Annotated in this window: 26 protein-coding genes and 1 pseudogene; 20 read left to right on the top strand and 7 right to left on the bottom strand. The window is 73.4% G+C overall.

The window, feature by feature from the left end:
- The first annotated feature begins 28 nt into the window (after window positions 1-28).
- From D7147_RS13225 to D7147_RS13175, 11 genes are all read left to right on the top strand, one after another.
- On the top strand, window positions 29-676 hold the full coding sequence (locus tag D7147_RS13225) for a DUF402 domain-containing protein (RefSeq protein WP_120677266.1): 648 nt from the start codon (window positions 29-31) through the stop codon (window positions 674-676).
- 331 nt (window positions 677-1007) lie between these two features.
- Window positions 1008-1454, top strand: a complete 447-nt coding sequence (rpsP, locus tag D7147_RS13220; protein ID WP_120677264.1) for a 30S ribosomal protein S16 — start codon at window positions 1008-1010, stop codon at window positions 1452-1454.
- The gene (locus D7147_RS13215; protein ID WP_199716757.1) at window positions 1429-1689 is read left to right on the top strand and encodes an RNA-binding protein; all 261 of its coding nucleotides are present in this window, start codon (window positions 1429-1431) and stop codon (window positions 1687-1689) included. Before rpsP ends, D7147_RS13215 begins: the two co-directional genes overlap by 26 nt.
- Window positions 1690-1691: 2 nt before the next feature.
- A complete protein-coding gene (rimM, locus tag D7147_RS13210) occupies window positions 1692-2246 on the top strand; it encodes a ribosome maturation factor RimM (protein WP_199716762.1) in 555 nt (184 codons plus the stop codon).
- A 39-nt stretch (window positions 2247-2285) separates the two neighbouring features.
- Window positions 2286-3059, top strand: a complete 774-nt coding sequence (gene trmD / locus D7147_RS13205; protein ID WP_120677258.1) for a tRNA (guanosine(37)-N1)-methyltransferase TrmD — start codon at window positions 2286-2288, stop codon at window positions 3057-3059.
- Window positions 3060-3202: 143 nt separating this feature from the next.
- Window positions 3203-3559 carry a 50S ribosomal protein L19 gene (rplS, locus tag D7147_RS13200; RefSeq protein ID WP_120677256.1) on the top strand — a complete coding sequence of 119 codons (357 nt, stop codon included), beginning with the start codon at window positions 3203-3205 and terminating at the stop codon, window positions 3557-3559.
- 181 nt (window positions 3560-3740) lie between these two features.
- Window positions 3741-4613: a signal peptidase I gene (lepB, locus tag D7147_RS13195; protein ID WP_120677253.1), complete on the top strand. Its 873-nt coding sequence runs from the start codon at window positions 3741-3743 to the stop codon at window positions 4611-4613.
- 10 nt (window positions 4614-4623) lie between these two features.
- Window positions 4624-5256 (top strand): signal peptidase I, encoded by a 633-nt coding sequence (gene lepB, locus D7147_RS13190; protein ID WP_120677251.1) that lies wholly within the window; start codon window positions 4624-4626, stop codon window positions 5254-5256.
- Between the two features lie 48 nt (window positions 5257-5304).
- Complete coding sequence (locus D7147_RS13185; RefSeq protein WP_120677833.1) at window positions 5305-5868, top strand: NUDIX hydrolase; 564 nt, start codon at window positions 5305-5307, stop codon at window positions 5866-5868.
- Window positions 5862-6836 (top strand): ribonuclease HII, encoded by a 975-nt coding sequence (locus tag D7147_RS13180; protein ID WP_120677248.1) that lies wholly within the window; start codon window positions 5862-5864, stop codon window positions 6834-6836. Before D7147_RS13185 ends, D7147_RS13180 begins: the two co-directional genes overlap by 7 nt.
- Complete coding sequence (locus D7147_RS13175; protein ID WP_007075222.1) at window positions 6833-7156, top strand: DUF2469 domain-containing protein; 324 nt, start codon at window positions 6833-6835, stop codon at window positions 7154-7156. Before D7147_RS13180 ends, D7147_RS13175 begins: the two co-directional genes overlap by 4 nt.
- Window positions 7157-7352: 196 nt before the next feature.
- On the opposite strand, the gene D7147_RS13170 is transcribed toward D7147_RS13175, so the two are convergent.
- On the bottom strand, window positions 7353-8483 hold the full coding sequence (locus D7147_RS13170) for a sulfite oxidase (protein WP_120677246.1): 1131 nt from the start codon (window positions 8481-8483) through the stop codon (window positions 7353-7355).
- 722 nt (window positions 8484-9205) lie between these two features.
- Between D7147_RS13170 and D7147_RS13160 the strand changes: the two are divergent.
- A pseudogene (locus tag D7147_RS13160) lies at window positions 9206-9769 on the top strand (murein hydrolase activator EnvC family protein); the annotation flags it as partial.
- Between the two features lie 39 nt (window positions 9770-9808).
- On the opposite strand, the gene D7147_RS13155 reads toward D7147_RS13160, so the two are convergent.
- The 5 genes from D7147_RS13155 to D7147_RS13135 form a co-directional block, all read right to left on the bottom strand.
- The gene (locus D7147_RS13155) at window positions 9809-10990 is read right to left on the bottom strand and encodes an aminotransferase class V-fold PLP-dependent enzyme (protein WP_120677244.1); all 1182 of its coding nucleotides are present in this window, start codon (window positions 10988-10990) and stop codon (window positions 9809-9811) included.
- 44 nt (window positions 10991-11034) lie between these two features.
- Window positions 11035-12174 carry a tyrosine recombinase XerC gene (locus D7147_RS13150; protein WP_407663346.1) on the bottom strand — a complete coding sequence of 380 codons (1140 nt, stop codon included), beginning with the start codon at window positions 12172-12174 and terminating at the stop codon, window positions 11035-11037.
- A 66-nt stretch (window positions 12175-12240) separates the two neighbouring features.
- Window positions 12241-13440, bottom strand: coding sequence for a DNA-processing protein DprA (locus tag D7147_RS13145; protein ID WP_120677240.1), 1200 nt, complete (start codon window positions 13438-13440; stop codon window positions 12241-12243).
- 212 nt (window positions 13441-13652) lie between these two features.
- Complete coding sequence (locus tag D7147_RS13140; protein WP_120677238.1) at window positions 13653-15173, bottom strand: YifB family Mg chelatase-like AAA ATPase; 1521 nt, start codon at window positions 15171-15173, stop codon at window positions 13653-13655.
- A 33-nt stretch (window positions 15174-15206) separates the two neighbouring features.
- Entirely contained in the window at window positions 15207-15566 is a 360-nt protein-coding gene (locus D7147_RS13135; RefSeq protein WP_120677236.1) for a YraN family protein, read from the bottom strand.
- A 254-nt stretch (window positions 15567-15820) separates the two neighbouring features.
- On the opposite strand from D7147_RS13135, the gene D7147_RS33045 reads away from it, so the two are divergent.
- The 8 genes from D7147_RS33045 (at window position 15821) to D7147_RS13095 (ending at window position 25356) form a co-directional block, all read left to right on the top strand.
- A complete protein-coding gene (locus D7147_RS33045) occupies window positions 15821-17116 on the top strand; it encodes a hypothetical protein (protein WP_233563118.1) in 1296 nt (431 codons plus the stop codon).
- Between the two features lie 281 nt (window positions 17117-17397).
- Window positions 17398-18228, top strand: coding sequence for a 30S ribosomal protein S2 (gene rpsB / locus D7147_RS13125; protein ID WP_120677234.1), 831 nt, complete (start codon window positions 17398-17400; stop codon window positions 18226-18228).
- Between the two features lie 135 nt (window positions 18229-18363).
- Window positions 18364-19191, top strand: a complete 828-nt coding sequence (gene tsf, locus D7147_RS13120) for a translation elongation factor Ts (RefSeq protein ID WP_120677232.1) — start codon at window positions 18364-18366, stop codon at window positions 19189-19191.
- Between the two features lie 151 nt (window positions 19192-19342).
- A complete protein-coding gene (gene pyrH, locus D7147_RS13115) occupies window positions 19343-20110 on the top strand; it encodes a UMP kinase (RefSeq protein WP_120677230.1) in 768 nt (255 codons plus the stop codon).
- Window positions 20111-20191: 81 nt separating this feature from the next.
- Window positions 20192-20749 (top strand): ribosome recycling factor, encoded by a 558-nt coding sequence (gene frr / locus D7147_RS13110; RefSeq protein WP_120677228.1) that lies wholly within the window; start codon window positions 20192-20194, stop codon window positions 20747-20749.
- A gap of 345 nt (window positions 20750-21094) precedes the next feature.
- Window positions 21095-22663, top strand: coding sequence for a phosphatidate cytidylyltransferase (locus D7147_RS13105; RefSeq protein ID WP_120677227.1), 1569 nt, complete (start codon window positions 21095-21097; stop codon window positions 22661-22663).
- 145 nt (window positions 22664-22808) lie between these two features.
- Complete coding sequence (rlmN, locus tag D7147_RS13100; RefSeq protein ID WP_120677225.1) at window positions 22809-23957, top strand: 23S rRNA (adenine(2503)-C(2))-methyltransferase RlmN; 1149 nt, start codon at window positions 22809-22811, stop codon at window positions 23955-23957.
- 31 nt (window positions 23958-23988) lie between these two features.
- Window positions 23989-25356 (top strand): DivIVA domain-containing protein, encoded by a 1368-nt coding sequence (locus D7147_RS13095; RefSeq protein WP_120677223.1) that lies wholly within the window; start codon window positions 23989-23991, stop codon window positions 25354-25356.
- Between the two features lie 116 nt (window positions 25357-25472).
- Here D7147_RS13095 and D7147_RS13090 read toward each other — a convergent pair whose 3' ends face one another.
- Window positions 25473-25697 carry a DUF2631 domain-containing protein gene (locus D7147_RS13090; protein ID WP_120677221.1) on the bottom strand — a complete coding sequence of 75 codons (225 nt, stop codon included), beginning with the start codon at window positions 25695-25697 and terminating at the stop codon, window positions 25473-25475.
- Window positions 25698-25985: the final 288 nt, after the last annotated feature.

Genomic DNA, 25985 nt, shown 5'->3' with positions numbered 1-25985 from the left:
GGCCCTGTCAACGACGGGGGTGGCTGGCGTGCGTTTCGAGCCGGGCCGGCTGATCGTGCACCGCAACGTCCGCCACGGCCGGATCGGCTGGGTCCGCCCGGTGCGGGTGGTCAGCGACGACGAGCGGGGCCTGCTGCTCTGGTTGGCCCGCGACACGCCGGTCGCCAGTGAGGTGACCGAGGCGGGGCGGGGCATGCGGGCGATGCCGTTCGCCGAGTGGATCACCTCGACGTACCGGCTGGAGGTCGGACGTTGGCACGGACCGCCGCTGCTGAAGTTCCTGCCGACGGGCGCCGCGCACTCGGTCTGGTGGTTCCGGGACGCGCGGGGCCGATTCGCCCACTGGTACGTCAACCTGGAGGAATCGGGCGTGCGCTGGGACGACGGCGCCGTCGCCGGGGTGGACGTGGTCGACCAGGACCTGGACGTGGTGATCTACCCGGACCGGAGCTGGCAGTGGAAGGACGAGGACGAGTTCGTCGAGCGGCTCGCCTACCCCGACGACTACTGGGTGACCGACGAGGCGGCGGTCCGCGCCGAGGGCAAGCGGGTGATCGCGCTCGCCGAGGCCGGTGACTTCCCCTTCGACGGGACGTGGCGTGACTTCACCCCACCCCCGGAGTGGGGCGTGCCGGACGCGCTGCCGGCCGGCTGGGACCGTCCCCCGGTGCGCTGACCGGCCGATCCTCCGGCCACGGCCTGCCCTCTTCCCGGGAGGCGGTGCGCCGGGACGGGGCGTCGGAGGGCCGATCCAGGTCGGGTCGCTGTGGTACGCCTCACCCCCGACGCGACCCGGAGAGGCTCGTAACGCCTCCGGTGTGAGAGATCGGCGTCGGATCTGGCAGAATGGGGCGCTGGTATCCGGCGCGCGTTCCGGCGCCCTCTAACCCGGGCGCGTCGCCAGTCCACCGAGTAGTCTCCGGCCCAACCCCACTGTGCCGGTCGGCGCTCACCCGTGCACACCGCCCCACCGGGGCAGGTGAGATCGCAACAGGAGCGAAACAACCGTGGCCGTAAAGATCCGGCTTCTGCGGATGGGCAAGATCCGCAACCCGCAGTACCGCATCGTCGTCGCCGACTCGCGCACCAAGCGTGACGGCCGGGCGATCGAGTTCGTCGGGATCTACCAGCCGAAGGAAGACCCTTCGGTGATCGAGGTCAAGTCGGACCGGGTCCAGTACTGGCTGTCCGTCGGCGCTCAGCCGAGCGAGGCGGTGCAGCGGCTGCTGGAGCTGACCGGTGACTGGCAGAAGTTCAAGGGCCTCCCCGCGCCGCCGCCGCTGAAGGTCGCCGCCGAGAAGGCCGACCGGACGGCCGCCTACGAGGCCGAGGCGAAGGCCGCGGCTGGGCTGGGCGAGCCCGAGGCGAAGCCGGCGAAGAAGGCGGCCAAGACCGCCGAGGCGCCGGCCCAGACCGAGGAGCAGGCCGGTGCGGACTCCGGCGAGCAGGCCTGACGTGGCACTGCGTCCCGCACTGGAGCACCTCGTCAAGGGGATTGTCGACCACCCGGACGACGTGCGCGTCCGGTTGATCGACTCTCGCCGGGGCAAGCGGCTCGAGGTCCGCGTGCACCCGGAGGACCTCGGCACGGTGATCGGGCGGTCCGGCCGGACCGCCAAGGCGCTGCGCCAGGTCATCGGCTCCATCGGCGGGCGCGGCGTACGCGTCGACATCGTCGACTCGTACTGATGCTGCTCATCGTCGGCAGGATCGGTAAGCCGCACGGGATCCGCGGTGAGGTCACCGTGGAGGTGCGGACCGACGAACCGGACGCGCGGTTCGCCCCCGGCTCAGTGCTTCGCACCGAGCCGGGGGCGACGCCCCGCACGTCGCCCGACGCCGGCCCCGGGGTGCCGTTCCGGGTCCCGGCCGAGCTGGTCATCGAGTCGGCCCGCTGGCACCAGGGGCGGCTCCTGGTCGCGTTCGAGGGTGTCCTCGACCGTGACGTCGCCGAGGCGCTGCGCGACACCCTCATCGGGGTGGACAGCTCCGAGGTCGCCGCTCCGGAGGACCCGGAGGAGTTCAACGACCACGAGCTCGTCGGGCTGAGTGTGGTCACCCCGACCGGTGAACGGCTGGGCGAGGTGGCCCGCATCGACCACGCGCCCTCCTCCGACCTGCTGGTGCTGCGCCGCCCGGAGGGGAAGACGGCGCTGATCCCGTTCGTCAAGGCGATCGTTCCCGAGGTCGACCTCGCCAACCGTCGCGTCGTCGTCGACCCGCCCGGCGGCCTGCTCGACCTGTAGGGCCGGTAGCCGGCCCTGGACCCGCTGGAGCACCCCGTCATGCGTGTCGACATCGTGTCGATCTTCCCCGAGTACTTCTCGCCGCTGGAGCTGTCGCTCATCGGCAGGGCCCGGGCCGGCGGCACGCTGCGGCTGGCCGTACACGATCTGCGGACCTGGACCCACGACGTGCACCGCACGGTCGACGACACCCCGTACGGCGGCGGACCGGGCATGGTGATGCGGCCGGAGCCGTGGGGGGAGGCGCTCGACGCCCTCGTTCCGCCGGAGGCGTCCCCGCCCCGGCTCCTGGTGCCGTCGCCGGCGGGCGCGCCCTTCACCCAGGCGATGGCGCACCAGCTCGCCGCCGAGGAGCACCTGCTCTTCGCGTGCGGCCGGTACGAGGGCATCGACCAGCGGGTGCTCGACCACGCGGCGACGCGGATGCCGGTCACCGAGGTCTCCCTCGGCGACTACGTGCTCTTCGGCGGCGAGGTAGCGGTGCTGGTGATCCTGGAGGCGGTGACCCGGCTGCTGCCCGGGGTGCTCGGCAACGCGGGCTCGCTGGACGAGGAGTCGCACGCCCACGGGCTGCTGGAGGCGCCGGTCTACACGAAGCCGCCGGGCTGGCGGGGGCATGACGTGCCCGAGGTGCTCCGCTCCGGCGATCACGGTCGGATCGCCCGCTGGCGGCGCGAGGAGGGGCTCCTGCGTACCGCCGCGCGCCGCCCGGACATGCTCGCCGAGATCGACCCGGAGAGCCTGGACAAGCGGGACCGCGCGGCGCTGGACCGGGCCGGATTTCAGCTGCCCCCGGGGGATGTGGCAAAGTAGAGGGGTTGCCGCAGCCGGCCGCGCCGCGGGCGGCTGCGAGGATCCTCGACCGGGGTCGGCTCGACCGACCGCCACCCGAGGATCAGAATCACCCATTCGCGCACCGACTGACGGTGCGCCGTGAGCCTTACGAGGACGCAGCGATGAACATCCTGGACGCCCTTGACGCCCAGTCGAAGCGGGTCGACCTTCCCGATTTCCGTGCCGGTGACACCGTTAAGGTGCACGCGCGGGTCGTCGAGGGCAACCGGTCCCGTGTCCAGATCTTCCAGGGCGTGGTCATCCGCCGCCAGGGTGACGGGCTGCGCGAGACCTGCACGGTCCGCAAGATCAGCTTCGGTGTCGGCGTCGAGCGGACCTACCCGCTGAACAGCCCAGCCATCGACCGGATCGAGGTCGTGACCCGCGGTGACGTCCGCCGGGCCAAGCTCTACTACCTCCGCGAGCTGCGGGGCAAGAAGGCCAAGATCAAGGAGAAGCGGGAGAAGCAGCCGAGCTGACTTCCCGCTCGCCACGCCTGAGCTGCAGCTATGCCGCGCCGGACCGGTCGCACTACCCTGGGCGGCGCGGGCGCAGCGAGGCCATCGCCCCGCGACGTCGCGGGGAGTCGTTCACTGCCGCCCGTGGAGCCGCACCGAGGCTCCCGGGCGGTGGTGTCGTTTCTGGGGACTGGGGAGTGGCGTGGCGCAGTCGATTGACGAGGACGGCACCGTCGACCCGTGGCGCCGCCGGGTCCGCCGCAGCCGCCGCCAGATGCCGCTCTGGCAGGAGCTGCCGCTGCTGCTCGTGGTCGCGTTCTGCCTCGCGGTGCTGATCCGCACCTTCCTCCTCCAGGCCTTCTTCATCCCCTCCGGCTCGATGGAGGACACGCTCCTCGTCGGTGACCGGGTACTGGTCAACAAGGTCGTCTACGACGTACGCGACCCGGTGCGCGGCGAAGTGGTGGTCTTCCGGGGCACCGACCGGTGGGCGCCACAGGTCGACGGGGAGCAGCAGATCGGCCTCGTCGGCAAGCTCGGCCGGACCGTGGGTGACCTGGTCGGGGTGAGCCGCCCCGGCGAGAAGGACTTCATCAAGCGGGTCATCGGCGTGCCGGGGGACCGGGTGCGCTGCTGCGACGAGCAGGGCCGGGTCACCGTCAACGGCACCCCGCTGGACGAGCCGTACGTCCTGGAGGACTCACCACTGGACGTCCCGCCCAACCCGAAGGAGTGCCGGTCGCGGCGCTTCGACGAGGTGGTCGTCCCACCGGGCCAGATCTTCGTGATGGGCGACCACCGGCTGGTGTCCCAGGACGCCCGCTGCCAGGGGCCGGTGCCGATCGACAACGTCATCGGACGGGCCTTCCTGGTGGTCTGGCCGTCGTCCCGGTGGAACGACCTCTCGGTGCCGGCGACCTTCGACGACGTGTCGGGACCGGCCGTCGCATCCCCGCCGGGCCCGCCTCCCGTGCGGCCGACCCCGCAGGGCGATGCGCTGCTCGTCCTGCCGTTGGCGATCGCGCTGGGCCGTTCTCGCGCGTTCCGGTCGGTGCCGTTCAGCCGGGCGTCGTAGGCTCCTTGGCGTGATTGACGAGCAGACCGACAAGCCGCGCAGCTCCTTCTGGAAGGAGCTGCCGATTCTGCTGGGTGTGGCGATCCTGGTCGCGGTGCTGGTGCGCTTCTTCGTGCTGCAGACCTTCTTCATCCCCTCCCAGTCCATGGAGAACACCCTCCAGATCGACGATCGGGTGCTGGTCAACAAGCTGGTGTACGACTTCCGGGCGCCGCACCGCGGCGAGATCGTCGTCTTCAAGGCGCCGGTCGAGTGGAGCGGCCGGGAGGGCGAGGACTTCATCAAGCGCGTCATCGGCGTCGGCGGGGACCACGTGATCTGCTGTGACGAGCAGGACCGCCTGACGATCAACGGTCAGCCGCTGGACGAGCCCTACATCTTCTCCGCCAACGGGCAGCAGGACCGCCCCGCGGACCAGGAGTTCGACATCACCGTGCCCGAGGGCCGGCTGTGGGTGATGGGCGACCACCGCTCGGCCTCCGGCGACTCGCTGGAGCACTGGCAGCAGTCCGGTCAGGACATCGACGCCGCGACCATCGACGAGGACGAGGTCGTCGGGCGGGCCTTCACCATCTTCTGGCCGGTCAACCGGGCGAAGTGGTTGAGCGTGCCGAAGCAGTACGACGGCATCCCGAACTCCTGACCCCGGGCGGGCGTGGGCGTTCGGCGGCCGGTCTGGCAGGCTGGGGCGGTGACCGTCTACACCCCTCGACACGCGGCCCGGGTGCTGTTGGTCGACGCGGACGGCCGGGTGCTGCTCTTCGCCGGCTTCGATCCGGCTCGTCCCGAGCACCGGTACTGGTTCACGCCGGGCGGCGGGCTCGACCCGGACGAGTCCCCGGCGGCCGGCGCGGCGCGGGAGCTGGCTGAGGAGACCGGGCTCCGGCTGACCCCGGCCGAGCTGGGTGAGCCGGTCTGGCGGGAGACGGTCGAGTACCCCTTCGACGGGGTCTGGTACCGCCAGGAGCAGGAGTTCTTCCTGGTCCGGGTGCCGTCGTGGGAGGTGGACACGGCGGGCTTCAACGACATCGAGCAGGCGAGCGTCACCGGGCACCGCTGGTGGTCGGCCGCCGAGCTGGCGGCGAGCGACGAGGTGTACTACCCGAGGGAGCTGCTCGCCATCCTGTCTCGCGTGGCCGACCCGGGCGACTCGGCCGGAGCGACCGTCGCGGAGACCACCGGCGCGAACGCCCCGGCCGGGGGGTCGAGCGCGGCCGACGCGGCCGGCGACCGCGTGGGCGGTGCGCCGTGCTGACCCCGCCGCGCACGATCGTGCGCCGGGAGGCCGGCCTGTACGCGCTGGAGCGGGCGCTGCAACGGCGTGGCTTCCGGCACGTGGCCGGTGCCGACGAGGCCGGTCGGGGCGCCTGCGCCGGCCCGCTGGTCGCCGCCGCCGCGATCCTTCCCGAGGGGCGGCGCGGTGAGATCGAGGGCCTCGCCGACTCCAAGCTGCTCACCCCGGCGAGCCGGGAACGGATCTACGACGAGGTGGTGGCCCGGGCCCTCGCGTACGCCGTGGTGATCATTCCGGCCGAGGAGGTCGACGCCCGAGGGCTGCACGTGTGCAACCTCGCCGCGATGCGCCGGGCGCTCGCCTCGCTCAGTACCCGGCCGGAGTACGTGCTGACCGACGGGTTCGGGGTGGACGGCCTGGACGTGCCGGGCCTGGCGGTCTGGAAGGGCGACCGGGTGGCGGCCTGCGTGGCGGCCGCCAGCGTCCTCGCGAAGGTCACCCGGGACCGGATCATGGTGGAGCTGGACGGGACGTACCCGGCGTACGGATTCGCCGAGCACAAGGGTTACATCACGCCCGAGCACACCGCCGCGCTGCGGGAGCACGGCCCGTGCCGCGAGCACCGTTTCTCGTACGTGAACGTGGCGAGCGTGTCGGGTCGGGACGGCAGCCCGCCGCGTGCCCGGCGGCCGGTGAGCGCCGGCCGGCGGGTGAGCGTACCCGAGGCGCCGGAGACCCTCTTCGGCGACGATCCCGGTGCGTTCCTCGCCCACGCCGGCGGAGAGGTCGGCGCGGCACCGGGTACGCGCCCCGGCGCCGATCCAGGGGGGCCTTCCGGCGACGGGACGGCGTCGTCCGCCGACGAGGCGCACGAGCCGATGGAGCGCTCTTGCCCGGCAGGGAGTACCGTCGGCGTGGCGTTGGGCGAGCGGCCTCGACCGTCGGCGCCGGTGGGGGAAGATGTGGTCATGGAAGGCGGAGAGCGATGAGCGCGGAAGATCTCGAGAAGTACGAGACCGAGATGGAGCTGCAGCTCTACCGGGAGTACCGCGACATCGTCCGCCAGTTCTCCTACGTCGTGGAGACCGAGCGCCGCTTCTACCTGGCGAACCAGGTCGACCTGCACGTGCGCAACTCCGACGGCGAGGTCTACTTCGAGGTCGAGATGCACGACGCCTGGGTGTGGGACATGTACCGTCCCGCCCGGTTTGTGAAGAACGTCCGGGTTATGACGTTCAAGGATGTGAACGTCGAGGAGTTGGAGAAGCCCGACATCTCGCTGCCCGCCGACTCCGGCTTCGGCGGCTGACCGGTACGCCCTCACCGGCGGCGCGCCGCCGGTCACCGCGACGTCGGCGTCCCCACCCGCCGCCGGAGCGCCTGCGAGCCGGAGCCTCGCGGTCAGTGCCGTCATCCGCTCCCGTCGGCAGCTTCACCCCCGCCCGCCGGCACCGACGGACGATCCCGCCCGCCGGCCCCGACGCCCGCCCAACGGTCGTGGGCGACTACTCCGGAACCACAGTCACCGCGACGCGCTGGACCATGTTGTTGGCGAAACCGCCCCGGTTCCACGGCTGCTCCACCGGCTGCGTACGCCCCGAGGCGTCCGTGGCCCGCGCGCTGAGCAGATAGCGGCCGGGCTGCGGCGACCACTCGTAGCGCCAGCGCCGCCAGGCGAAGTCGCCGTCGGTCGGCTCGTCCAGAGTGGCCGGTGCCCAGGTCTCGCCGCCGTCAGTGGTCACCTCGACGGACACCACGGGTGCGTGCCCCGACCAGGCTCGGCCGTCCAGCGTGGACGGTCCCGGCCGGAGCACCCGGGCGCGGGACATGAAGTCGGGGAAGCCGGGCGGCCGCACCAGGGCGCGCGGCTCGATCCGGGTCACCGGCACACCCGGGTCGTCCGCGTTCTGCCGCAGCCGGTACGCCTGCGCGTTCTGGTAGCCCTCGAACGTCTCGGTCAGCACGCTGATCGAGTGGAGCCACTTGACGTGCGCCATCCCGTACCAGCCCGGGACGATCAGCCGCAGCGGGGCGCCGTGCTGCGGCAGCAGGGGAGCGCCGTTCATCTCGTACGCCAGCAGCACCTCCTCGCGCAGCGCCTCCGCGACCGGCAGCGCCCGCTGGTAGTCCTGCTCCACGCCGCGCTCGATGCCGTGGTCGGCGCCGGTGAACACCACATCGACCGCGTCGGCGGAGATCCCCGCCTCCCGCAGCAGCGGCGCGAGCGGCGTACCGGTCCACTCCGCGTTCCCGACCGCCTCCACCAGCCAGGGCTGGCTCACCGGCCGGGGGTCGAGCAGCGCCCGGCCGTTACCGGCGCACTCGAGGGTGACCCGCCGGGTGACCCGGGGACGCTCGCGCAGCTCGGCCAGGCTCAGCGTCAGCGGCCGGTCCACCACGCCGTCGACGGTGAGCGTGTGCGTCGCCCCGTCCAGCTCCGGGATGTCGTAGTGGATCAGCAGGTAGTGCAGCCCGGCCGGGGTGACGTCGTAGCGCAGCGCCTCCAGGGGGATGCCGTGGTTGCGGGCGGCCAGCTGCAGCTCCTCGCCGCTGATCCCCTCCCCGCGCTCGGCCAGCCGGGAGGGCCCGCTGACCTCGGCCGTGGCCGGCCGATCCAGGTCGTCGACCGTGGTCATGGTGTAACCCCCGTCCCCACGGCGGCTGCTCCACCGTGCCGCCCCAGCTTAGGCCGGGTCGCCGGGCCCGGGCACCCGCGCCCTCGGGGCCTGTGGGGACCGGAGCGCACCTGCTCCCGGGTGTGGCGGTCGCCATGGCCCGCGTCCGAGCCGATCGCCGCCGGGACACCCGGGCCGGGTGCCTCGTCCCCGGGTCTCGCTCAGCCGCGATCGACGAACTCGAACATCCGCTCGCCGGCGGGGCCGTCACGTCGTCCCGGCGCGGATGGGTGGCGAGCACCGGAATCAGGTCCCGCCCCTGACCGGCACAGAGGCTGACGGCGCGCAGCGGGCCGGCTGGGGCCTGGTCCAGCGCGTCACGGAGGTGCCGTCGTACCTCGGTCAGCCGTCGGGCGAGTGCGGAGCCCGGCCGGTCGTAGTCGTCGTGCCACGCGTACCAGTCCCGACTCGTCGCGCCAGCTTAGGCGAGGCGCATAGCACGGCGGCCGCGTCGGGCGTGCACTGTCCACAAGCCGCTTGCCCGTCCACAGGGGAGGCATGAGCCGCACCGCCGCCCGTCGACGCGGGGCAAACTGCGGCTCATGCGACCGCCCCCGCCGATCCCTACCGCCACGCTCCGCCGTACCGCGCCGCCGCGTCACGGCGCCCCGGCACACCCCCGTACCGCACCACGGTCGTGCCGCAGGACCGCCTGGCGCTGCCTGCCGATATCGCTCAGCGTCATGCTCCTCCTGGCCACGCCGCCGGCCGCGGTGGCCGCGCCCGGCGATGACCACGGCGTACCGGTCGGCGCGGCGGCTGCAGCGGCCCCGTCCTACGACGGTGACGACCAGCCGGCCGGCAGGGCGGCGGCGCGTCCGTCGGTTGCGACCGCCGGGTTCCGGTGGCCGGTCGACGGGCCGCCCCGGCCGGTACGCCCCTTCGACCCCCCGCCGCGGCCGTGGCTGCCCGGACATCGGGGCGTCGACCTGGCGGTCGCGGCGGGTTCGCCGGTGCGGGCCGCCGGGCCGGGCACCGTGCTCTTCGCCGGGATGGTGGCCGGGCGGCCGGTGGTCACCGTCGGGCACGCCGACGGGTTGCGGACGACCTACGAGCCGGTGCGGCCGTCGATCACCCCCGGCGACCCGGTCCCCGCCGGGGCGCCGCTCGGCGTCCTGGAGACCGGCCATCCGGGCTGCCCGGCGGCGGCCTGCCTGCACTGGGGACTGCGCCGCGGCGCGGAGTACCTCGACCCGCTCGCGCTGCTCGGCCTCGGGCCGGTCCGGCTGCTTCCTCTCAACGGCTCGCCGATCGGGAGCGCCGAGCAGCCCGCCGGTGCGGCCCCCTCAGCGCTGGGCGAGCAGCGGCGGCAGCCGAACGGCGAGGCGCTCGTACTCGTCGGGCGAGTTGTAGACCTGCCCGCAGAGGCGCAGCCAGCCCTCGCCGTTCCAGGACATCACCGCCACCTCGGTGGCGAGCCGTTCGGCGATGCGTTGCTGCAACGTCCGCGCTGCCTCGATGGTCGTGGCGAGGTTCGGCGGCAGCGGGATGAGCCGCATGGCGACCTCGGGCCCGCCCGGGTCCGGCAGCAACTCCGGCGCCACCCCGAGCGCGTCCCCGACCACCCGCTGGCCGTACCGGGCCAGTCGGGCGTTGTGGGCGCGTACCCGGTCGACACCGAGGCTGCGCAGCGCGAACGCGCCCACCGGGGCGGCCAGCCACGAGGTGTAGTCCTGGGTCGCCTGCCACTCCAGTCGGGCGGGAAACCCGGCCTCCTGCTCCCAGGAGACCACCAGCGGCTCGATCCGTTCCCGCCACGACGGCGCCACGACCAGCACCGCGGTGCCGCGCGGGGCGTACGCCCACTTGTGCAGGTTGCCCACCCAGAAGTCGGCGCCGACGCTCGCCACGGTCGTGGGCAGCATCCCGGGCACGTGCGCCGCGTCCACCAGGACCGGCACTCCCTGCTCGTGCGCCACCGCGACGATGGCGGCGGCCGGGAAGAGCCGGGCCGTCGCGGAGGTGAGCTGGTCGACGACGAGCAGGCGAGTCCGGCCTGGGCGCAGGGCGTCCCGCACGGACTGGACGACCTCCTCGTTCGTCGCGTCCAGCGGCACCGGCATCACCCGGCTCACCGCCCCGGTGCGGCGGCACTCCCGGTCGATGGAGAGCGTGACGGCGCCGTACCCGTGGTCCGTGCTCAGGATCTCGTCATCGGGACGCAGCCCGAGCGACTGGAGCACCACGGCGACGCCGGTTGTCGCGTTGCCGACCAACGCGGTGCCGTCGGGGTCCGCGCCGAGGAAGGTGGCCAGGTGCCGGCGAGCGTGCGCCACCCGATCGCTGAGTCCCTGGGTGAAGAAACGCAGCGGGTTGGCCTCCATCTCGTCGCGCAGCCGCTGCTGGGCACGCTGCACGACGATCGGCACCGCACCGAACGAGCCGTGGTTGAGGTGACTGACCGCCGGATCCAGGGAGAAGAGCAGACGGGCACCCGGAATCGGCTCCGGTGGCTGCGGGACGCTCACCCGGTGATCGTAACGGCGGGTCGATCATCGACGGCGGGGATCGGTCAGGCGCGGGGATGGGCCTGCCGGTAGGCGGAGCGCAGCCGCTCCACCGAGACGTGCGTGTAGATCTGGGTGCTGGCCAGCGAGGAGTGACCGAGCAGCTCCTGCACCGCGCGCAGGTCCGCACCGCCTTCGAGCAGATGGGTGGCGGCCGAGTGGCGCAGCCCGTGCGGGCTGGTCCGGGGGAGCCCCGCCGCCTCCGCGTAGCCACCGACGATCCGGCGGGCGGTCGTCGGGTTGAGCCGGCCACCGCGCGCGCCGAGCAGGAGCGCGTCCGCCGAGTGCCGTGCCGCCAACGTCGGACGACCGTGCCGCAGCCAGTCGTCGAGCGCACGCTGGGCCGGCGCCCCGTACGGCACGACGCGCTCCCGGCCGCCCTTGCCCAGCACCCGGATCACCCGGCGCGTGTGGTCGACGTCGGCGAGGTTCAGCCCGCACGCCTCACTGACCCGTACGCCCGTGGCGTAGAGCAGCTCCAGCAGCGCCCGGTCCCGCAACAGCACCGCCTCATCGACGCCGTCTACTGGCCCTCCACCCGTGCGGTCATCGGCGGAGCCGAGGTCGGTGTCACCGGCGCCGGCCGGGTCGGTGGCGTCGGCCGGCGCGCCGTCGGCGTCGCGTCCGGTGCGCGAACCCGTCGCCGCGGAGCCGTCGGTTGCCGCCACCCCGCCGGCGGATGGTCGGCGACCCTGCGACGCCGCGTCGTCGACGAGCCGACCGGGGGCCTCGACCAGCGCGGCCGCCTGGTCGGCGCGGAGCACCCCGGGCAGCTCCCGATGCGCGCGCGGGCTGGCCAGCAGCGCACCCACATCGGACGGCGAGCGGCCGGACCGGTGCGCCCACGCACTGAACACCCGGGCCGAAGCCGCCCGCCGCGCCAGCGAGCTGCGGGCGGCCCCCGTCGTCCGAAGCCGCGCCAACCAGCTGCGCAGCACCGCAAGGTCCACGGCGGCGACGTCAGCGCAGCCCATCCGGGCGGCGTGGTCGAGGAGCGAGACCACGTCGGTGACGTACGCCCGCACCGTGTGCGCGGAGCGGTTACGAACCCCGGCCAGGTGGTCGGCGAAGTCGTCCACGGCGTCCCGCAGCGGCGGCGGCAGCGCCGCGTGGAGGGCGCGGGTGCCGCGTGCCGCCCCGCTCACCGCCCCCGCACCATCGAAGCGCGACCGTTCGGCGTGCGCCCGATCGTCGGCTGGCATGCGCAGAGCCTACGGGCCCGCCGCCCGGACAGCTGTCGACCGGGGCGGAGGAGCCAGGGCGTAACCCTCCTCGCGGCGCACCACCAGGGCCAGCTCCTCGAGCAGGGACAGCTTCCGCAGCGTGGTCCGCAGGTCCAGGCCGGCCCGCGCCGCGAGCCGCTCCACCCCGGCCGTGCCGCGGCGGGGCATCGCCTCCAGCACCGACCCGGCCTCGTCGTCGAGCGGGTCGGTCGGCCGGTCCGGGCCACGCGCCGGCGGCGCCAGGTCCACCCCGATCCGACCCACCTCCTCCAGCACGTGCGCCACGCCGGTGACCAGGCGGGTCTTCGGATGTTCGCGCATCAGCTCGTGGACCCCCACGGACATCGCCGACGTGACCGGCCCCGGCACCGCCATCGTCGGACGCTCCATGGCGAGGGCCCGGTGCGCGGTCTGGGTGGCACCGCTGCGCGCCGCCGCCTCCACGACCACAGTTCCGAGCGTTCCGGCGGAGATGACCCGGTTGCGGATGAGGAACCGGGACCGCAGCGGATCCGCCCCGGGTTCCCACTCACTCACCAGCAGCCCGCTCTCCGCGATCCGCTCGAAGAGGGCGGCGTTGCCCATCGGATACGGCCGGTCCACCCCGCAGGCGAGCACCGCGACGGTGAGCCCACCCGCGGTGAGCGCGCCCCGGTGCGCGGCGGCGTCGATGCCGTACGCGCCACCCGAGACGACCGTCCAGTCCCGGTCCGCCAGACCGTAGCCGAGCTCGGTGGCGACGTGCGTGCCGTAGCCGCTGGCGGCCCGCGCACCCACCACGGCCACCGAGCGCTCCAGCGCCTCGGCCAACGGCCACGCACCACGCACCCAGAAACAGAGCGGCGGCGCGGTCTCGGTGTCCACCCGGCGATACGCCTCGGGCAGCTGGAGGCCGTGCAGGTCGGCAACGCGCGCCGGCCACTCCTCGTCCTCCGGCGTGACGATGCGCGCGCCGAGCCGCGCCGTGCGCTCCACCGCCTCGGCCGCCACAGCCCGCGGATCGCCGCCGGCCATCCGCGCGGCCACCGTGGCCCGGAGCTTCCGGTCCGGCGCGCCACCGTCGAGGAGCAGCTCCAGCGCGGCCACCGGCCCAAGCTCGTCCACCAGCTGGTGCACCGACCGGGTGCCCGGCTCGGTCAGCCAGGCCAGCGCGATCCGGGCCAGCGTCCGTTCCTCTCGCCCGCTCATACCGGCACTCCACCGGCCCGCGGCACGTCCGCACGGGGTCCGATGATCCGCCCGCTCATGCCGGCGCTCCGCTGCGCTGCGTCGTGTCCGACGGGTTCGAGGGCGTGCCGGCATGCGGCACGTCCGTGCCGGGTCCGAAGATCCGCTCGCTCATGTCGGCGCTCCGCGGCGCTGCGTGCCGGCACGAGCACCGGGTCGGATGGATCGTTCGCTCATGTCGCGTCTCCCGTTCGCAGTTGAATCGCCTCCAGCACGTCGTCGCGGACCGGTCGGGACCGGCCGTCCAGGTCCGCGATGGTCCAGGCCAGCCGGAGGACCCGGTCGAAGCCCCGCGCCGAGAGCGAGCCGGAGTCGAGCCGGGCACGCAACTCGGCCGTGTCGGGCGCGGGCAGCCGCCACGGCGGCCGGCGTAGGTGCGGCCCGGGGACCTGGGCGTTGAGCTGATGGCCGAGGCCCGCCCAGCGCTCGGCTCCCGCCGCTCTGGCCGCCGCCACCCGGCCCGCCACCACCGCCGACGACTCCCGGTCACCCACGCCCGCCAGCAGCTCGGCGGCCCGTACCGCCGGCAGCCGGACCTGCACGTCGATCCGGTCCAGCAGTGGCCCGGAGAGCCGGCCGAGGTAGCGCCGCCGGGCGAGCGGGCTGCACTCGCAGTACGCGTCGCCGGCGGGCTTCGCGCACGGGCACGGGTTCGCCGCCAGCACCAGCTGCGTGAGCGCCGGGTACTCGGTGCCGCCCCGGGTACGGGCGAGCTGGACCCGGCCGTGCTCGAGCGGCTGACGCAGCGCCTCCAGGGCCCCCTTGCCGAATTCGGGCGCCTCGTCGAGGAAGAGCACCCCGCGATGGGCCAGCGACACCGCGCCCGGACGGGCGAGACCGGAGCCCCCGCCGACCAACGACGGCACGGTCGCGGTGTGATGCGGCGCCTGGAACGGTGGCCGGCGCAGCAGCCGACCCCCGGGTGGGAGCAGCCCGGCGATGGAGTGCAGCGCGGTGACCTCCAACGCGGCCTCGTCGTCGAGCTCCGGCAGGATCGACGGGAGGCGCTCGGCGAGCATGGTCTTGCCGGCGCCGGGGGGCCCGAGCAGCGCCAGGTGGTGTCCGCCGGCCGCGGCGACCTCGAGAGCGCGTCGCCCGAGCTCCTGCCCGGCCACGTCGGCCAGGTCGGGCCCGTCGCCGATCGGCGGCGACTCCCCGACGGGTGGCTCGATCAACGGCGCGCCGTCGCGTACGAAGGTGACCAGCCGGTGCAGCGTGTCGACGGCACGTACCCGCACGCCGGGGATGACGGCCGCCTCGGCCGCGTTCCCCGCCGGGACGATCACCCGCTCGATCCCGGCCCGGGCCGCGGCGGCGACCATCGGCAGCACTCCGCGCACCGGGCGGACGGTGCCGTCCAGCCCCAGTTCACCGAGGACCACCACCCGATCGAGGGGCAGCAGCGGGAGCTCACCCGAGCCCCCGAGCAGCGCCGCCGCGATCGCCAGGTCGAACGCCGAGCCGAACTTCGGCAGGGTGGCCGGCAGGAGGTTCAGGGTGATGCGGCGGTTCGGCCAGCGCTGACCGGAGTTGACCACGGCCGCCCGTACCCGGTCCCGGGCCTCGTGCAGTGCGGTGTCCGGCAGCCCGGAGATCACCACTGCGGGCAGTCCCGCGGCGAGGTCGGCCTCCACCTCCACGAGGTGACCGGCGACCCCGACCAACCCGACGCAGAGCACCTTCGCGTAGCTCATCGGGCACCCGCGCCCACGGTGCGAGCGCCCATCTCAGAACGCCCCCTTCAGGTGCTCGACCCGGGCCGGGCCGGCGTCGGGAAGTCGCACCGAGAGCACGTCGAAGCGGATCTCGTCGGCCGTCGTACCGGTCTGCGCCAGCCAGCGGGCGGCGAGGCCGCGCAGCCGCCGGGCCTTGGCCGGTACGACCGCCTCCGCCGGGCTGCCGAACTCGCCGCCCCGCCGGGTCTTCACCTCGCAGAAGGCGAGCACCGGCCCGTCCCAGGCGATGATGTCGATCTCGCCGCTCGGGCAGCGCCAGTTTCGGGTCACCGGGCGTAGCCCCGCTGCGATCAGGTGCCGGAGGGCGCACCGCTCGCCGTACGCGCCGACCGCCTGGTTCCGCGTCGTCATGGCCGCGACGATGCCGCTCCGGGGACGTGCTCGGCGATCCCGGGCGAGCCCGCCTGTGGACGACGGCCGCGCTGTGCACAACCGGATGATCATGCTGGTCTCGTGCTACAGGGGACCGTCGCTCACGCCGGTACGCGCAGGGTGGGACGCCGTGCGCCGGGCGGGACGCCGCCGGATGCGAACCAGGTGTGCGCGGTCGCCGCGCGCCGGGGTGGGCTGACGGCCGCCGAGACACTTCGCATACGGTGCGGCACGTGGACGGACGACGGAGCTTCCCCGACGATCAGGAATTGCGCTGGTACGCCGACGAGCGCGGCCGTGACTACGAGCCGGACTGGCCCGGCGTTGTGGAGCGCCAGCGGGACGAGGAGTCCCGCGTGCCGGAGCAGCGCGGCGCCACCGAGGAACCCCGGTACGGCGACGGCACCCCGTACCGCGAGCCGGTCCGCTTCGGCGCGGACGCCGAGCCCGCCCGGTTCGCTCCGGCCGACCTGCCGGGGCGGGCGCCGGGGGGCGAGTCCGGCCGGTTCGCGGCGGGGGAGTCGGACGCCGGACGGTTCGGCGCGAACGATTCGGACTCGCTGCGTTTCCCCGCGGTGAACTCCGACGGTGGGCGGCCCGAGCCGGCGACCGGCCAGCTCGGGACGACGGACTCGCGCCACGGTGCGCCGGAGCGGGAGTCCCGGCGGCATGCCGCCGTCGAGCCGGAGCGGTTCAGCGCCGCCGTCGAGCCCGAGCGGTTCAGCGCCGCCGGCGAGGCGGTGCGGTTGCCGGTGGGCTCGCGCGGGGAGGTCGAGCCGGGGCGTTCCGGCGCGGGTCCGCGCGCGGAGGACCAGTCGGCACGGTTTCCGGTCAACGCGCGTCTCGACGAGCCGGGCCGGTTCGAGGCGGCGCAGCTCGGGGTGGCCGGCGACGAGCGAGCCAAGTCGTCCGGTTACCGGGCGGAGCAGGCCTCGGGCACTGATTCGGACACGTCGGACTCGGGTGACCTGAGCGGGCGTCGTGCGCTCCGGGAGGTGGCGGGCTCGGACGCGGCGCGGGAGAGCGCGAGCGCCGCCCCGGCCGAGGCCGTCGAGTCCGTGCCGTCGTCCCCGCTGGCCGGCTACCCGATCGTCGACGCCGGCCGGGGGGAACCGTCGCCCGCGCTGGACGTGCCGACCGGCCCGATGCCGTCCGTCGGTCTGCGAGGCGAACTGCCCTACCTGGCGAGCGGCGTGCCGGACCCGGGCGCCCGGCCGACCGGCGACGGGGTCTATCGGACGCGTCGTCCGGTTCTCGCCGTCTTCTTCGCGCTGCTGGTCCTGGTCTTCGAGGCCCCGGCGTTGCGGTTGCTGGCGCACGGGGTGACGGGAGATCCGGTCTCCGCGGGGAACGTGGTGGCCGGAACGTTCCTGGTGGCCGGGCTGCCGATCTTCGCAATCGGGCTGTACGGGCTCCGTACCGGCGGATTGTCCCTGGCCGAGGGGAGCCGGGGTTGGCTGCGGCCACCGACGGCCTACCTGACGGTGGCCCTGGTGCTCTTCGTCGCGGCCGCGCTCGCGGCCGGCTGACGGTACCGCGCTCGCGGGGCTCCGGTGCGGCTCGCGCCGTGCCCCGGAACGCGGCGCTCCCTGCCGCGCACCCGCGGGCTGCGCAGCGGGCAAGGGGCGTACACTGGTCGACTGGCGACCGCCTCGCGCGGTCGACCTCGCGTGCCCTCTCCACGGTTCGTCGTGGGGCGACGGCCTCCCTGGTCCCGATCTTGGTCGGGCCCATCATGGCCGGCGATCGGGCGCCAGGACGCCCGGCCGCCGGCCGGGCGGGACAACCAGGGACAACAAGGAGTACCAACATGGCCGTCGTGACCATGCGTCAGCTGCTGGAGAGCGGTGTCCACTTCGGGCACCAGACCCGGCGCTGGAACCCGAAGATGAAGCGCTTCATCTTCACCGAGCGCAACGGCATCTACATCATCGACCTGCGCCAGACCCTCGACTACATCGAGAAGGCGTACGACTTCGTGCGCACCACGGTGGCCGAGGGCGGCAGCATCCTCTTCGTCGGCACCAAGAAGCAGGCTCAGGAGGCGATCTCCGAGCAGGCGACCCGGGTCGGCCAGCCGTACGTGAACCACCGCTGGCTCGGCGGCATGCTGACCAACTTCCAGACCGTGTACAAGCGGCTGCAGCGGATGAAGGAGCTTGAGGCCCTCGGTGACCTGAGCGGCACCGCCGCCGGTTACACCAAGAAGGAGACCCTGCAGCTCTCCCGCGAGAAGGACAAGCTCTCCCGCACCCTGGGTGGTCTGCGGGACATGCAGAAGCTCCCGGCCGCGATCTGGGTGGTCGACACCAAGAAGGAGCACATCGCCGTCGACGAGGCCCGCAAGCTGGGCATCCCGGTGATCGCCGTGCTCGACACCAACTGCGACCCGGACGAGGTCGACTTCCCGATCCCGGGCAACGACGACGCCATCCGCTCGGCCGAGCTGCTGACCAAGGTCGTCGCCGCCGCCGTCGCGGACGGTCTGATCGCCCGTTCCGGCCGTCGCCGGGGCACCGACGAGAAGCCTGAGCCGGGTGTCGCCTCCGACGAGCCGCTGGCCGAGTGGGAGCGCGAGCTGCTCGAGGAGCCGAAGAAGGCCGACGAGCAGGAGCAGCCGGCGGCGGCCGCCGCCGAGTGACCGCGCGTCGCTGCCCCGCCGTCCGCTCTTTGACGACGGCGGGCAGCGGCGGCCCGGTCGGGCACATTCGGCCCGGATCCGGGTAATCGGCACCTCCGACCATCCACCCGCCGTCTCAACATCGAAGAGAGAGCCATGTCTGAATTCACCGCCGCGGATGTGAAGAAGCTCCGCGACCTCACCGGCGCCGGCATGATGGACAGCAAGAAGGCGCTGACCGAGGCCGAGGGCGACTTCGACAAGGCCGTCGAGATCCTGCGCGTCAAGGGCGCCAAGGACGTCGGCAAGCGGGCCGGCCGTACGGCCGCCAACGGTCTGATCGCGCACTCCGGCCAGGCGCTGCTCGAGCTCAACTGCGAGACCGACTTCGTGGCCAAGACCGACTCGTTCATCGCGCTGGCCCAGCAGTTGGTCGAGCACGGCGTCCGCTCCGGTGTCAGCAACGCCGAGGAGCTGCTCGCCAGCGAGCTGGACGGCAAGGTCGTCGCCGACCTGATCCAGGAGCAGTCGGCCAAGATCGGCGAGAAGCTGGTGCTCAACCGGTTCGCCAAGCTCGACGGCACCACCGCCGTCTACCTGCACCGTAAGGCCCAGGACCTGCCCCCGGCGGTCGGTGTGCTGGTGCAGTACGCCGGCAAGACCGACGAGGCGGGCGACGCCGACGCGCGCGGGGTGGCCATGCAGATCGCCGCGATGCGCCCGCAGTACCTCGCCCGCGAGGAGGTGCCGGCCGAGGTCGTCGAGTCCGAGCGCCGCATCGCCGAGCAGACCGCCCGGGAGGAGAACAAGCCCGAGGCGGCGCTGCCGAAGATCGTCGAGGGCCGGGTGAACGGCTTCTACAAGGACTTCGTCCTGCTGGAGCAGTCGTCGGTGACCGACAACAAGAAGTCGGTGAAGCAGGTGCTGGCCGAGGCCGGCATCGAGGTCACCCGCTTCGTGCGGTTCGAGGTCGGCCAGGCCTGAGCCGCCACCGGGCGCCTCGGCGCCCGTGGGCAGGAACGTCGACGAGGAGGTCGCCGGTGTACGTGACAGGCACCGCGGCCTCCTCGTCCCATAGGGTCGGCAACGGCAGTTTCGCGGCGCACGACGCGCCGGTGTGGGAAAGGGCGGGCGGATGACGCAGGTTGTGAGTGACCGGACGCTGGCGGTGGAAGACCCCACCGCCCCGCCGCCTGGCCGGGCTCGTCGGGTGGTGCTCAAGCTCTCCGGCGAGGTCTTCGGCGGAGGCGCGATCGGTGTCGACCCGGACGTCGTCCAGGCCATCGCCCGGCAGATCGCCACGGTGGTCCGTCGGGGTGTGCAGGTCTCCGTGGTGGTCGGTGGTGGCAACTTCTTCCGCGGCGCCGAGCTGCAGAAGCGTGGCATGGACCGGGCGCGCGCCGACTACATGGGCATGCTCGGCACCGTGATGAACTGCCTCGCCCTCCAGGACTTCCTGGAGAAGGAGGGGATCGAGACCCGGGTGCAGAGCGCCATCACCATGGCCCAGGTGGCCGAACCGTACATCCCGCTGCGCGCCATCCGGCACCTCGAGAAGGGGCGGGTGGTCATCTTCGGTGCGGGCGCCGGCATGCCGTACTTCTCCACCGACACGGTCGCGGCGCAGCGCGCTCTGGAGATCCACGCCGACGTGGTCCTGATGAGCAAGAACGGCGTCGACGGTGTCTACACCGCCGACCCCCGGATCGACCCCACCGCCAGCAAGTTCGACTCGATCACCTTCTCCGAGGTGCTGCGCCGCAATCTTCGGGTGGCGGACGCGGCGGCGTTCAGCCTCTGCATGGAGAACGGCCTGCCGATGCTGGTATTCGGCGCGCAGGGGGAGGACACCATCGTGCGCGCCGTCGGTGGCGACAAGATCGGCACCCTGATCACCGCCTGAGCGGTCGCCCCCTGGCGACGGCAGCGGTCCTCCGACACACAGCAGAGCCCACCACGAGCACAGAAGGAGGCGAGGAGACCGGTGATCGACGACACCCTCCTCGAGGCCGAGGAGAAGATGGAGCGTGCGATCGAGCACGCCAAGGAGGAGTTCGGCGCGATCCGGACCGGTCGGGCCAACCCGGCCATGTTCTCCAAGGTCATCATCGACTACTACGGCACGCCCACGCCGCTGACCCAGATGGCGTCCGTCGCGATCCCCGAGCCGCGCATGGCGATCATCAAGCCGTACGACAACTCGCAGATCAACGCCATGGAGAAGGCGATCCGCGACTCGGACCTCGGCGTGAACCCGAACAACGAGGGCAACCAGCTGCGCATCGTGCTCCCGCAGATGACCGAGGAGCGCCGCCGCGACATGATCAAGGTGGCTCGGCACAAGGGCGAGGAGGCCAAGGTGGCGATCCGCAACGTCCGCCGCCGCGGCAAGGAGGAGCTGGACCGGATCGTCAAGGACGGCGAGGCCGGCGAGGACGAGGGTCGTCGCGCCGAGAAGGAGCTGGACGATCTCACCCAGCGCTTCGTGGCGAGCGTCGACGAGCTGGTCAAGCACAAGGAAACCGAGCTGCTCGAGGTCTGAATCGTCGCCCGCTGGGCGTCGGAGGTGTCACGAGGCCCGTCCCCGATCGCGGGGGCGGGCCTCGGTTGTTCGGCGGCGGGGCTCCGGACGGTCCTGGTGGTCGCGGGGGTCAGTGGCGCCGCCCAGCGGTCGTCGGCCCCGGGCGCACCGCTGCGGCCGAGCCTCGTCCGCCGTGCCGGAGTGGCCGGTGCAGTAGGCTCGGCAGGATTCCCGGCCACCTGACGGTGAACGCCGGGGATCGACCGCCCGTCGGGTCGGTCAATCCGAAGAAGCCGTCGCACGTGTGTAGGGGATGCTTGTGGTCTTGCGTCATGTGGTGGTCCTCGTGCCGCGTCGCGGTGCGTGATGTCCCCCCTCGACCCCTACAGCGGCGCTGAGCCCCGAGGCTGGGACCGGCCGGACCGGCCGGCGGCCCTGCCGTGGCCGGATCCCGAGATCGATCCGGGGCCGTGGACGCGCAACCCCGCACCCGGGCCGGAGCTCTACGCCGAGCCTCGGACCCGTTCCCGGCCACCGGCCGACCCGTACGACGACGGCGGCTCCTACCCGGCGGGCCCGTACGACGACCGTGACGGGCCGTACCCGCCGGATCCGTACGACGACGGGCGGCACTCGGGCCCGGCGCGCCCCGGGCGGGGTGGACCGTCGCACGGCGAGCGGGACCGGTACCGGGACCGGCGGGCCGATCCGTACGGTGACGACGAGCGCTACCAGGGCGGCCCGCCCGCCCCGCTCCGTGAGCGGTACTCCGACGAGCCGTACGCCGACCGCTACGACGACGACCGTGGCCGTGACCCGTACCGGGAGCGGCCCGACGAGCGAGGGTATCCGGACGAGCGCCGTCACCCCGGCGAGCGCGGGTATCCCGACGAGCAGGGATACGCCGACGAGCAGGGATACGCCGACGAGCGGACCGGACGGTACGACGACGAGTCCGGCTTCCCGACCGCGCAGCTGGAGCCGATCCGGGCCGACCTCGCTCCGGACCCGGTCCGGGCCGACCTCGCCCCGGCTCCTGAGCCGGAGCGGACGCCGGGCCGGCGCGGCCCGGGCAAGCGGCGCGCCAGCGCGGATCGTCCCGCCACCCTGCAGGCCTCCGGCCGGGCCGGACGTAACCTGCCGGCCGCCATCGGCGTCGGGCTGGGTCTCGGCGCCCTGATCCTGCTGCCGCTCTTCCTCTACCCGCCGTTGTTCCTGGCGGTCGTCGTCGCCGCCGTCTGCATCGGGGTCTGGGAGCTGACCCGGGCCGTGGGGCGCAGCGGCGCCAATCCACCGCTGGTCCCGCTGGTCGCCGGCAGTGCGCTCACCGTGGGGCTGGCCTGGTTCGCCGGCCCGGACGCGCTCAGCCTCGGTCTGCTGGTGACCGTGCTCGGGGTGATGATCTGGCGGCTGGGGGACGGGCCCGCCGGCTACCAGCGCGACCTGACCGCCTCCACCTTGATCGCGGTCTACGTGCCGTTCCTCGGCGGGTTCGCGGCGCTGCTGGCGGCGGCGCCCGACGACGGTCCGTGGCGGATCCTGGCCGCCCTGATCGCGGTGGTGCTCTCCGATACCGGTGGGTACGCCGCGGGCGTGTTCCTCGGAAAGCATCCGATGGCCCCGACGGTGAGCCCCAAGAAGTCCTGGGAGGGCTTCGGCGGTTCCGTCACGGCCGCGGCGCTCGGCAGCGCGCTGCTCCTCTGGCTGGTGTTCGACGTGGCCCCGTGGTGGGGCGCGGTCTTCGGGGTCGCCATCTCCTGCGCGGCCGTACTCGGCGATCTCGCCGAGTCGATGATCAAGCGGGATCTCGGGGTGAAGGACATGAGCAACCTTCTGCCGGGGCACGGCGGGCTGATGGACCGGCTCGACTCGATCCTCTTCGCGGTGCCGACCGCGTACCTGCTGCTGGCCGTCCTCGTGCCGGTGGCCGGGTGAGCTGCCCGAGCGCCGGCGGGGCGGACCGGTCGGACGGAGGCGGAGTGCTCCACCACCAGGAGGACCCCTTGACCGGAGGGCGGGGGTCGGTTCGGCACCTCCGGACAGGTGCGTACGCCGTTCGGCGTGACAGACTGGACCCGCCATGACGAGCCTGCCCCTGATCCCCGCCGTGCCGGACAAGCCCGCGCGCCGCGCCGCCCTGCCCCAGCAGCACCTCGCCGACCTCGACCTGGCGGGCCGCCAGGCGCTCGTCGCCGAGCTGGGCGAGCCGGCGTTCCGTGCGAAGCAGATCTCCAACCACTACTTCGGCCGGCTGGTCCGTGACCCGCAGCTGATGACCGACCTGCCCGCCGCCGCCCGTGAGCGGCTGGCCGAGCGGCTGATGCCCCGGCTGCTCACCGCGGTGCGGGAGCTGACCTGCGACGACGGCGCGACGCGTAAGGCGCTGTGGCGGCTGCACGACGGCTCGCTCGTGGAGAGCGTGCTGATGGGGTACGAGGACCGGGTGACGGTCTGCATCTCCAGCCAGGCGGGCTGTGGCATGGCCTGCCCGTTCTGCGCCACCGGCCAGGCCGGGCTGACTCGTAACCTCTCCACGGCCGAGATCGTCGACCAGGCGGTCTACCTCGCCGGCGTGGCCGCCTCCGGCGCGGTGGCCGGGTCCCCGGCCCGCCTCTCGCACGTGGTCTTCATGGGCATGGGCGAGCCGCTGGCGAACTACTCCCGGGTGGTCGCGGCGATCCGCCGGCTGGTCGCCCCGGCTCCCGAGGGGCTCGGCCTGTCCCAGCGGCACATCACCGTCTCCACCGTCGGCCTGGTGCCGGCCATTCGCCGACTGGCCAGCGAAGACCTGTCGGTGACTCTTGCGCTGTCGTTGCACGCCCCTGATGATGAGCTGCGCGACGAACTGGTGCCGGTCAACCAGCGCTGGAAGGTGGCCGAGGTGCTGGACGCAGCGTGGGACTACGCGGCCCGGACGGGACGCCGCGTGTCGATCGAGTACGCGATGATCAAGGATGTGAACGACCAGCCGTGGCGCGCCGACCTGCTCGGCCGGCTGCTGGCCGGCAAGTTGGCACATGTGAATCTCATTCCGCTCAACCCGACGCCGGGTAGCCGCTGGGACGCGAGCCCGAAGCCGGTCGAGCGCGAGTTCGTCCGGCGCTTGCGGGCCGCCGGGGTGTCCACCACCGTGCGGGACACCCGGGGGCGCGAGATCGACGGGGCGTGTGGGCAGCTCGCCGCCGCGGAGGACAGCGACATCGACCGCGCCGCAGCGGCATCGGCGTGACCAGGCGTGGCGAAGGAAACCAGGAGACATAGTGGCGAGTCAGGGTCAGCGTTTCCGGCGTAAAGCGGTCCGCCGGGGATACAAGGTCGACGAGGTGGACGCCTTCCTCGACCGGGTGGAGGCGACGCTCGCAGGCCAGCCGGTGGGCGCGCCCGTGGCCTCGCAGGAGGTCCATGACGTCGTCTTCCGGGTCCGGTTCAACGGCTACGACGAGTGGCAGGTCGACCTGCACCTCGACCGGGTCGAGCGCCAGTTGGCCGAGCTGGAGGAGCGCGGCGGCGCCCTCGGACGCGGCGGGGACTCCGGCATGGGCGACCGACTGGGTCAGCCCGATCGGATGGGTCCGCCGGATCGGATGGGTCCGCCGGATCGGATGGGTCCGCCGGATCGGATGGGTCCGCCGGATCGGATGGGTCCTCCCGATCGGATGGGTCCGCCGGACCGGATGGGGCCGCCCGATCGGATGGGTCCGCCCGATCGGATGGGGCCGCCGGACCGCATGGGTCCTCCCGACCGGATGGGGCCACCGATGCGCGACGAGCGGGGCATGCCTCCGGTCCCGCAGCCGCTTCCGCCGCGGCCGATGCCCGCGCAGGCCGGCCCGCCCACCGATCGTTACGGCCGTTACGACGAGCCGACCGGCGCCTTCTCCGGCGGGTACGACGCCCCCCGCGGCGGCTTCGACGGCCCGCGCCCGCCGGCCGGCCCCGGCCCCGGCATGCCGATGGGCGGCCCGGGCGGTGGAGCGCCCCTCCCGCAGCGTGGCCTTCCCGCGGGCCCGAGCGGTTACGGCCAGGACGAACCGCGCTTCGACGGCTTCGAGGCCGGCCGGCGGGCCCGCCCCGACATGACCGCGGAGATCCGGATGCCGGAGCGGGATCCGCGCGACATGATGCCGCCGGAGCGGGACCCGCGCGACATGATGCCCGAGCGGGACCCCCGTGACCTGCGCCGTGGCCCGGCCGGCCCGCCGCCGATGCCTCACCAGGGCTACGGTGGCGCGCCGATGGGCGGTCCGCCCGCCGTGCCCGGCCCGCCGCCGATGGCCGGCCCCCCGGTCGGTGGTCCGCCGATGGGCGGCCCCGCGGTCGGTGGTCCCCCGGTCGGTGGCCCCCCGGCGGGTGGCCCGCCGATGGCCGGGCCGCCCGGGAGTGACCTCTACCGGGTGGACCAGATCCGCCGTCGCTTCCAGGTGCGCCGCTTCGGCAGCGGATACGACCCGGACCAGGTCGACCGGTTCTTCGAGAGCCTGCTCGGCGGCATGGCCGGCCGCAATCAGATGCCGGTGAACCCGAAGGACCTGGACACCCTGCGCTTCGGCCTCGTACCCGGCGGCTACTTCGAGGCGGAGGTCGACGCCGCGCTCAAGGACGTGCAGGACATCCTCTTCGGCCGCTGACGCTACGGCGGCGCGACGGCCACGCCGCGTACGACGAGGGCCCGCCCTTCCCGATCGGGAAGGGCGGGCCCTCGCGCATGGTCACACACCGGGCGGACCCGGCGCCGGCGCCCGGGTCAGGACCGCAGGCCGCTGCGCCGCAGCACGGAGTCGCCGATGACGATGATCAGAAGTACGGCGGCCAGGCCGACCAGCCAGATCTCCTCGACCTTGCCCTCATGGTTGCCGCAGAACGCCATGAGGACCAGCACCGCCGCCGACAGCACCGCCCCGATCCGTCCGGACTTGCGGTGTCCGGGCTTGTGCTGATCTGGCGCGGTTACCGGCTCGCTTCCTGCCACTGTCGGTCCTTCCCTCGCGATCGGATCTCCGGTTAGTCTGGCACGCCCCGTACCGGCCGTGGCGCAGGGTCCGATCTGATGGGGCGCAGGTGACCCGCGAGGACGACCGGACACCGTTCGGAGGCGGCGGGCGAGGTGCGGCAAACCCGCCGCGAGACGGTACGAGCACGCGCCGGCGCGGTGTCCGGGCGGGTACGACGGCACTACCGGCGTCGCGGACCGGGGGCCCCGACCACTCCGGTAGCGTTTGGCGTACACCTTGATACGTCTTTTTGAGGGGGAAACTGC

It is taken from the genome of Micromonospora musae (assembly GCF_003626545.1).
In the GTDB taxonomy this organism is placed as follows: Bacteria; Actinomycetota; Actinomycetes; order Mycobacteriales; family Micromonosporaceae; genus Micromonospora; species Micromonospora musae.
Note: the sequence above shows the minus strand (reverse complement) of the source record. Positions and strands in the feature narration are given on the sequence as shown.

Excerpts from the sequence above, each read along its gene's own strand:
- trmD (WP_120677258.1), top strand. The coding sequence starts at position 2,286 with ATGCGTGTCGACATCGTGTCGATCTTCCCCGAGTACTTCTCGCCGCTG.
- rplS (WP_120677256.1), top strand. The coding sequence starts at position 3,203 with ATGAACATCCTGGACGCCCTTGACGCCCAGTCGAAGCGGGTCGACCTT.
- D7147_RS13175 (WP_007075222.1), top strand. The coding sequence starts at position 6,833 with ATGAGCGCGGAAGATCTCGAGAAGTACGAGACCGAGATGGAGCTGCAG.
- D7147_RS13170 (WP_120677246.1), bottom strand. The coding sequence starts at position 8,483 with ATGACCACGGTCGACGACCTGGATCGGCCGGCCACGGCCGAGGTCAGC.
- D7147_RS13145 (WP_120677240.1), bottom strand. The coding sequence starts at position 13,440 with ATGAGCGGGCGAGAGGAACGGACGCTGGCCCGGATCGCGCTGGCCTGG.
- D7147_RS13140 (WP_120677238.1), bottom strand. The coding sequence starts at position 15,173 with ATGAGCTACGCGAAGGTGCTCTGCGTCGGGTTGGTCGGGGTCGCCGGT.
- D7147_RS13135 (WP_120677236.1), bottom strand. The coding sequence starts at position 15,566 with ATGACGACGCGGAACCAGGCGGTCGGCGCGTACGGCGAGCGGTGCGCC.
- rpsB (WP_120677234.1), top strand. The coding sequence starts at position 17,398 with ATGGCCGTCGTGACCATGCGTCAGCTGCTGGAGAGCGGTGTCCACTTC.
- tsf (WP_120677232.1), top strand. The coding sequence starts at position 18,364 with ATGTCTGAATTCACCGCCGCGGATGTGAAGAAGCTCCGCGACCTCACC.
- pyrH (WP_120677230.1), top strand. The coding sequence starts at position 19,343 with ATGACGCAGGTTGTGAGTGACCGGACGCTGGCGGTGGAAGACCCCACC.
- D7147_RS13105 (WP_120677227.1), top strand. The coding sequence starts at position 21,095 with ATGTCCCCCCTCGACCCCTACAGCGGCGCTGAGCCCCGAGGCTGGGAC.
- rlmN (WP_120677225.1), top strand. The coding sequence starts at position 22,809 with ATGACGAGCCTGCCCCTGATCCCCGCCGTGCCGGACAAGCCCGCGCGC.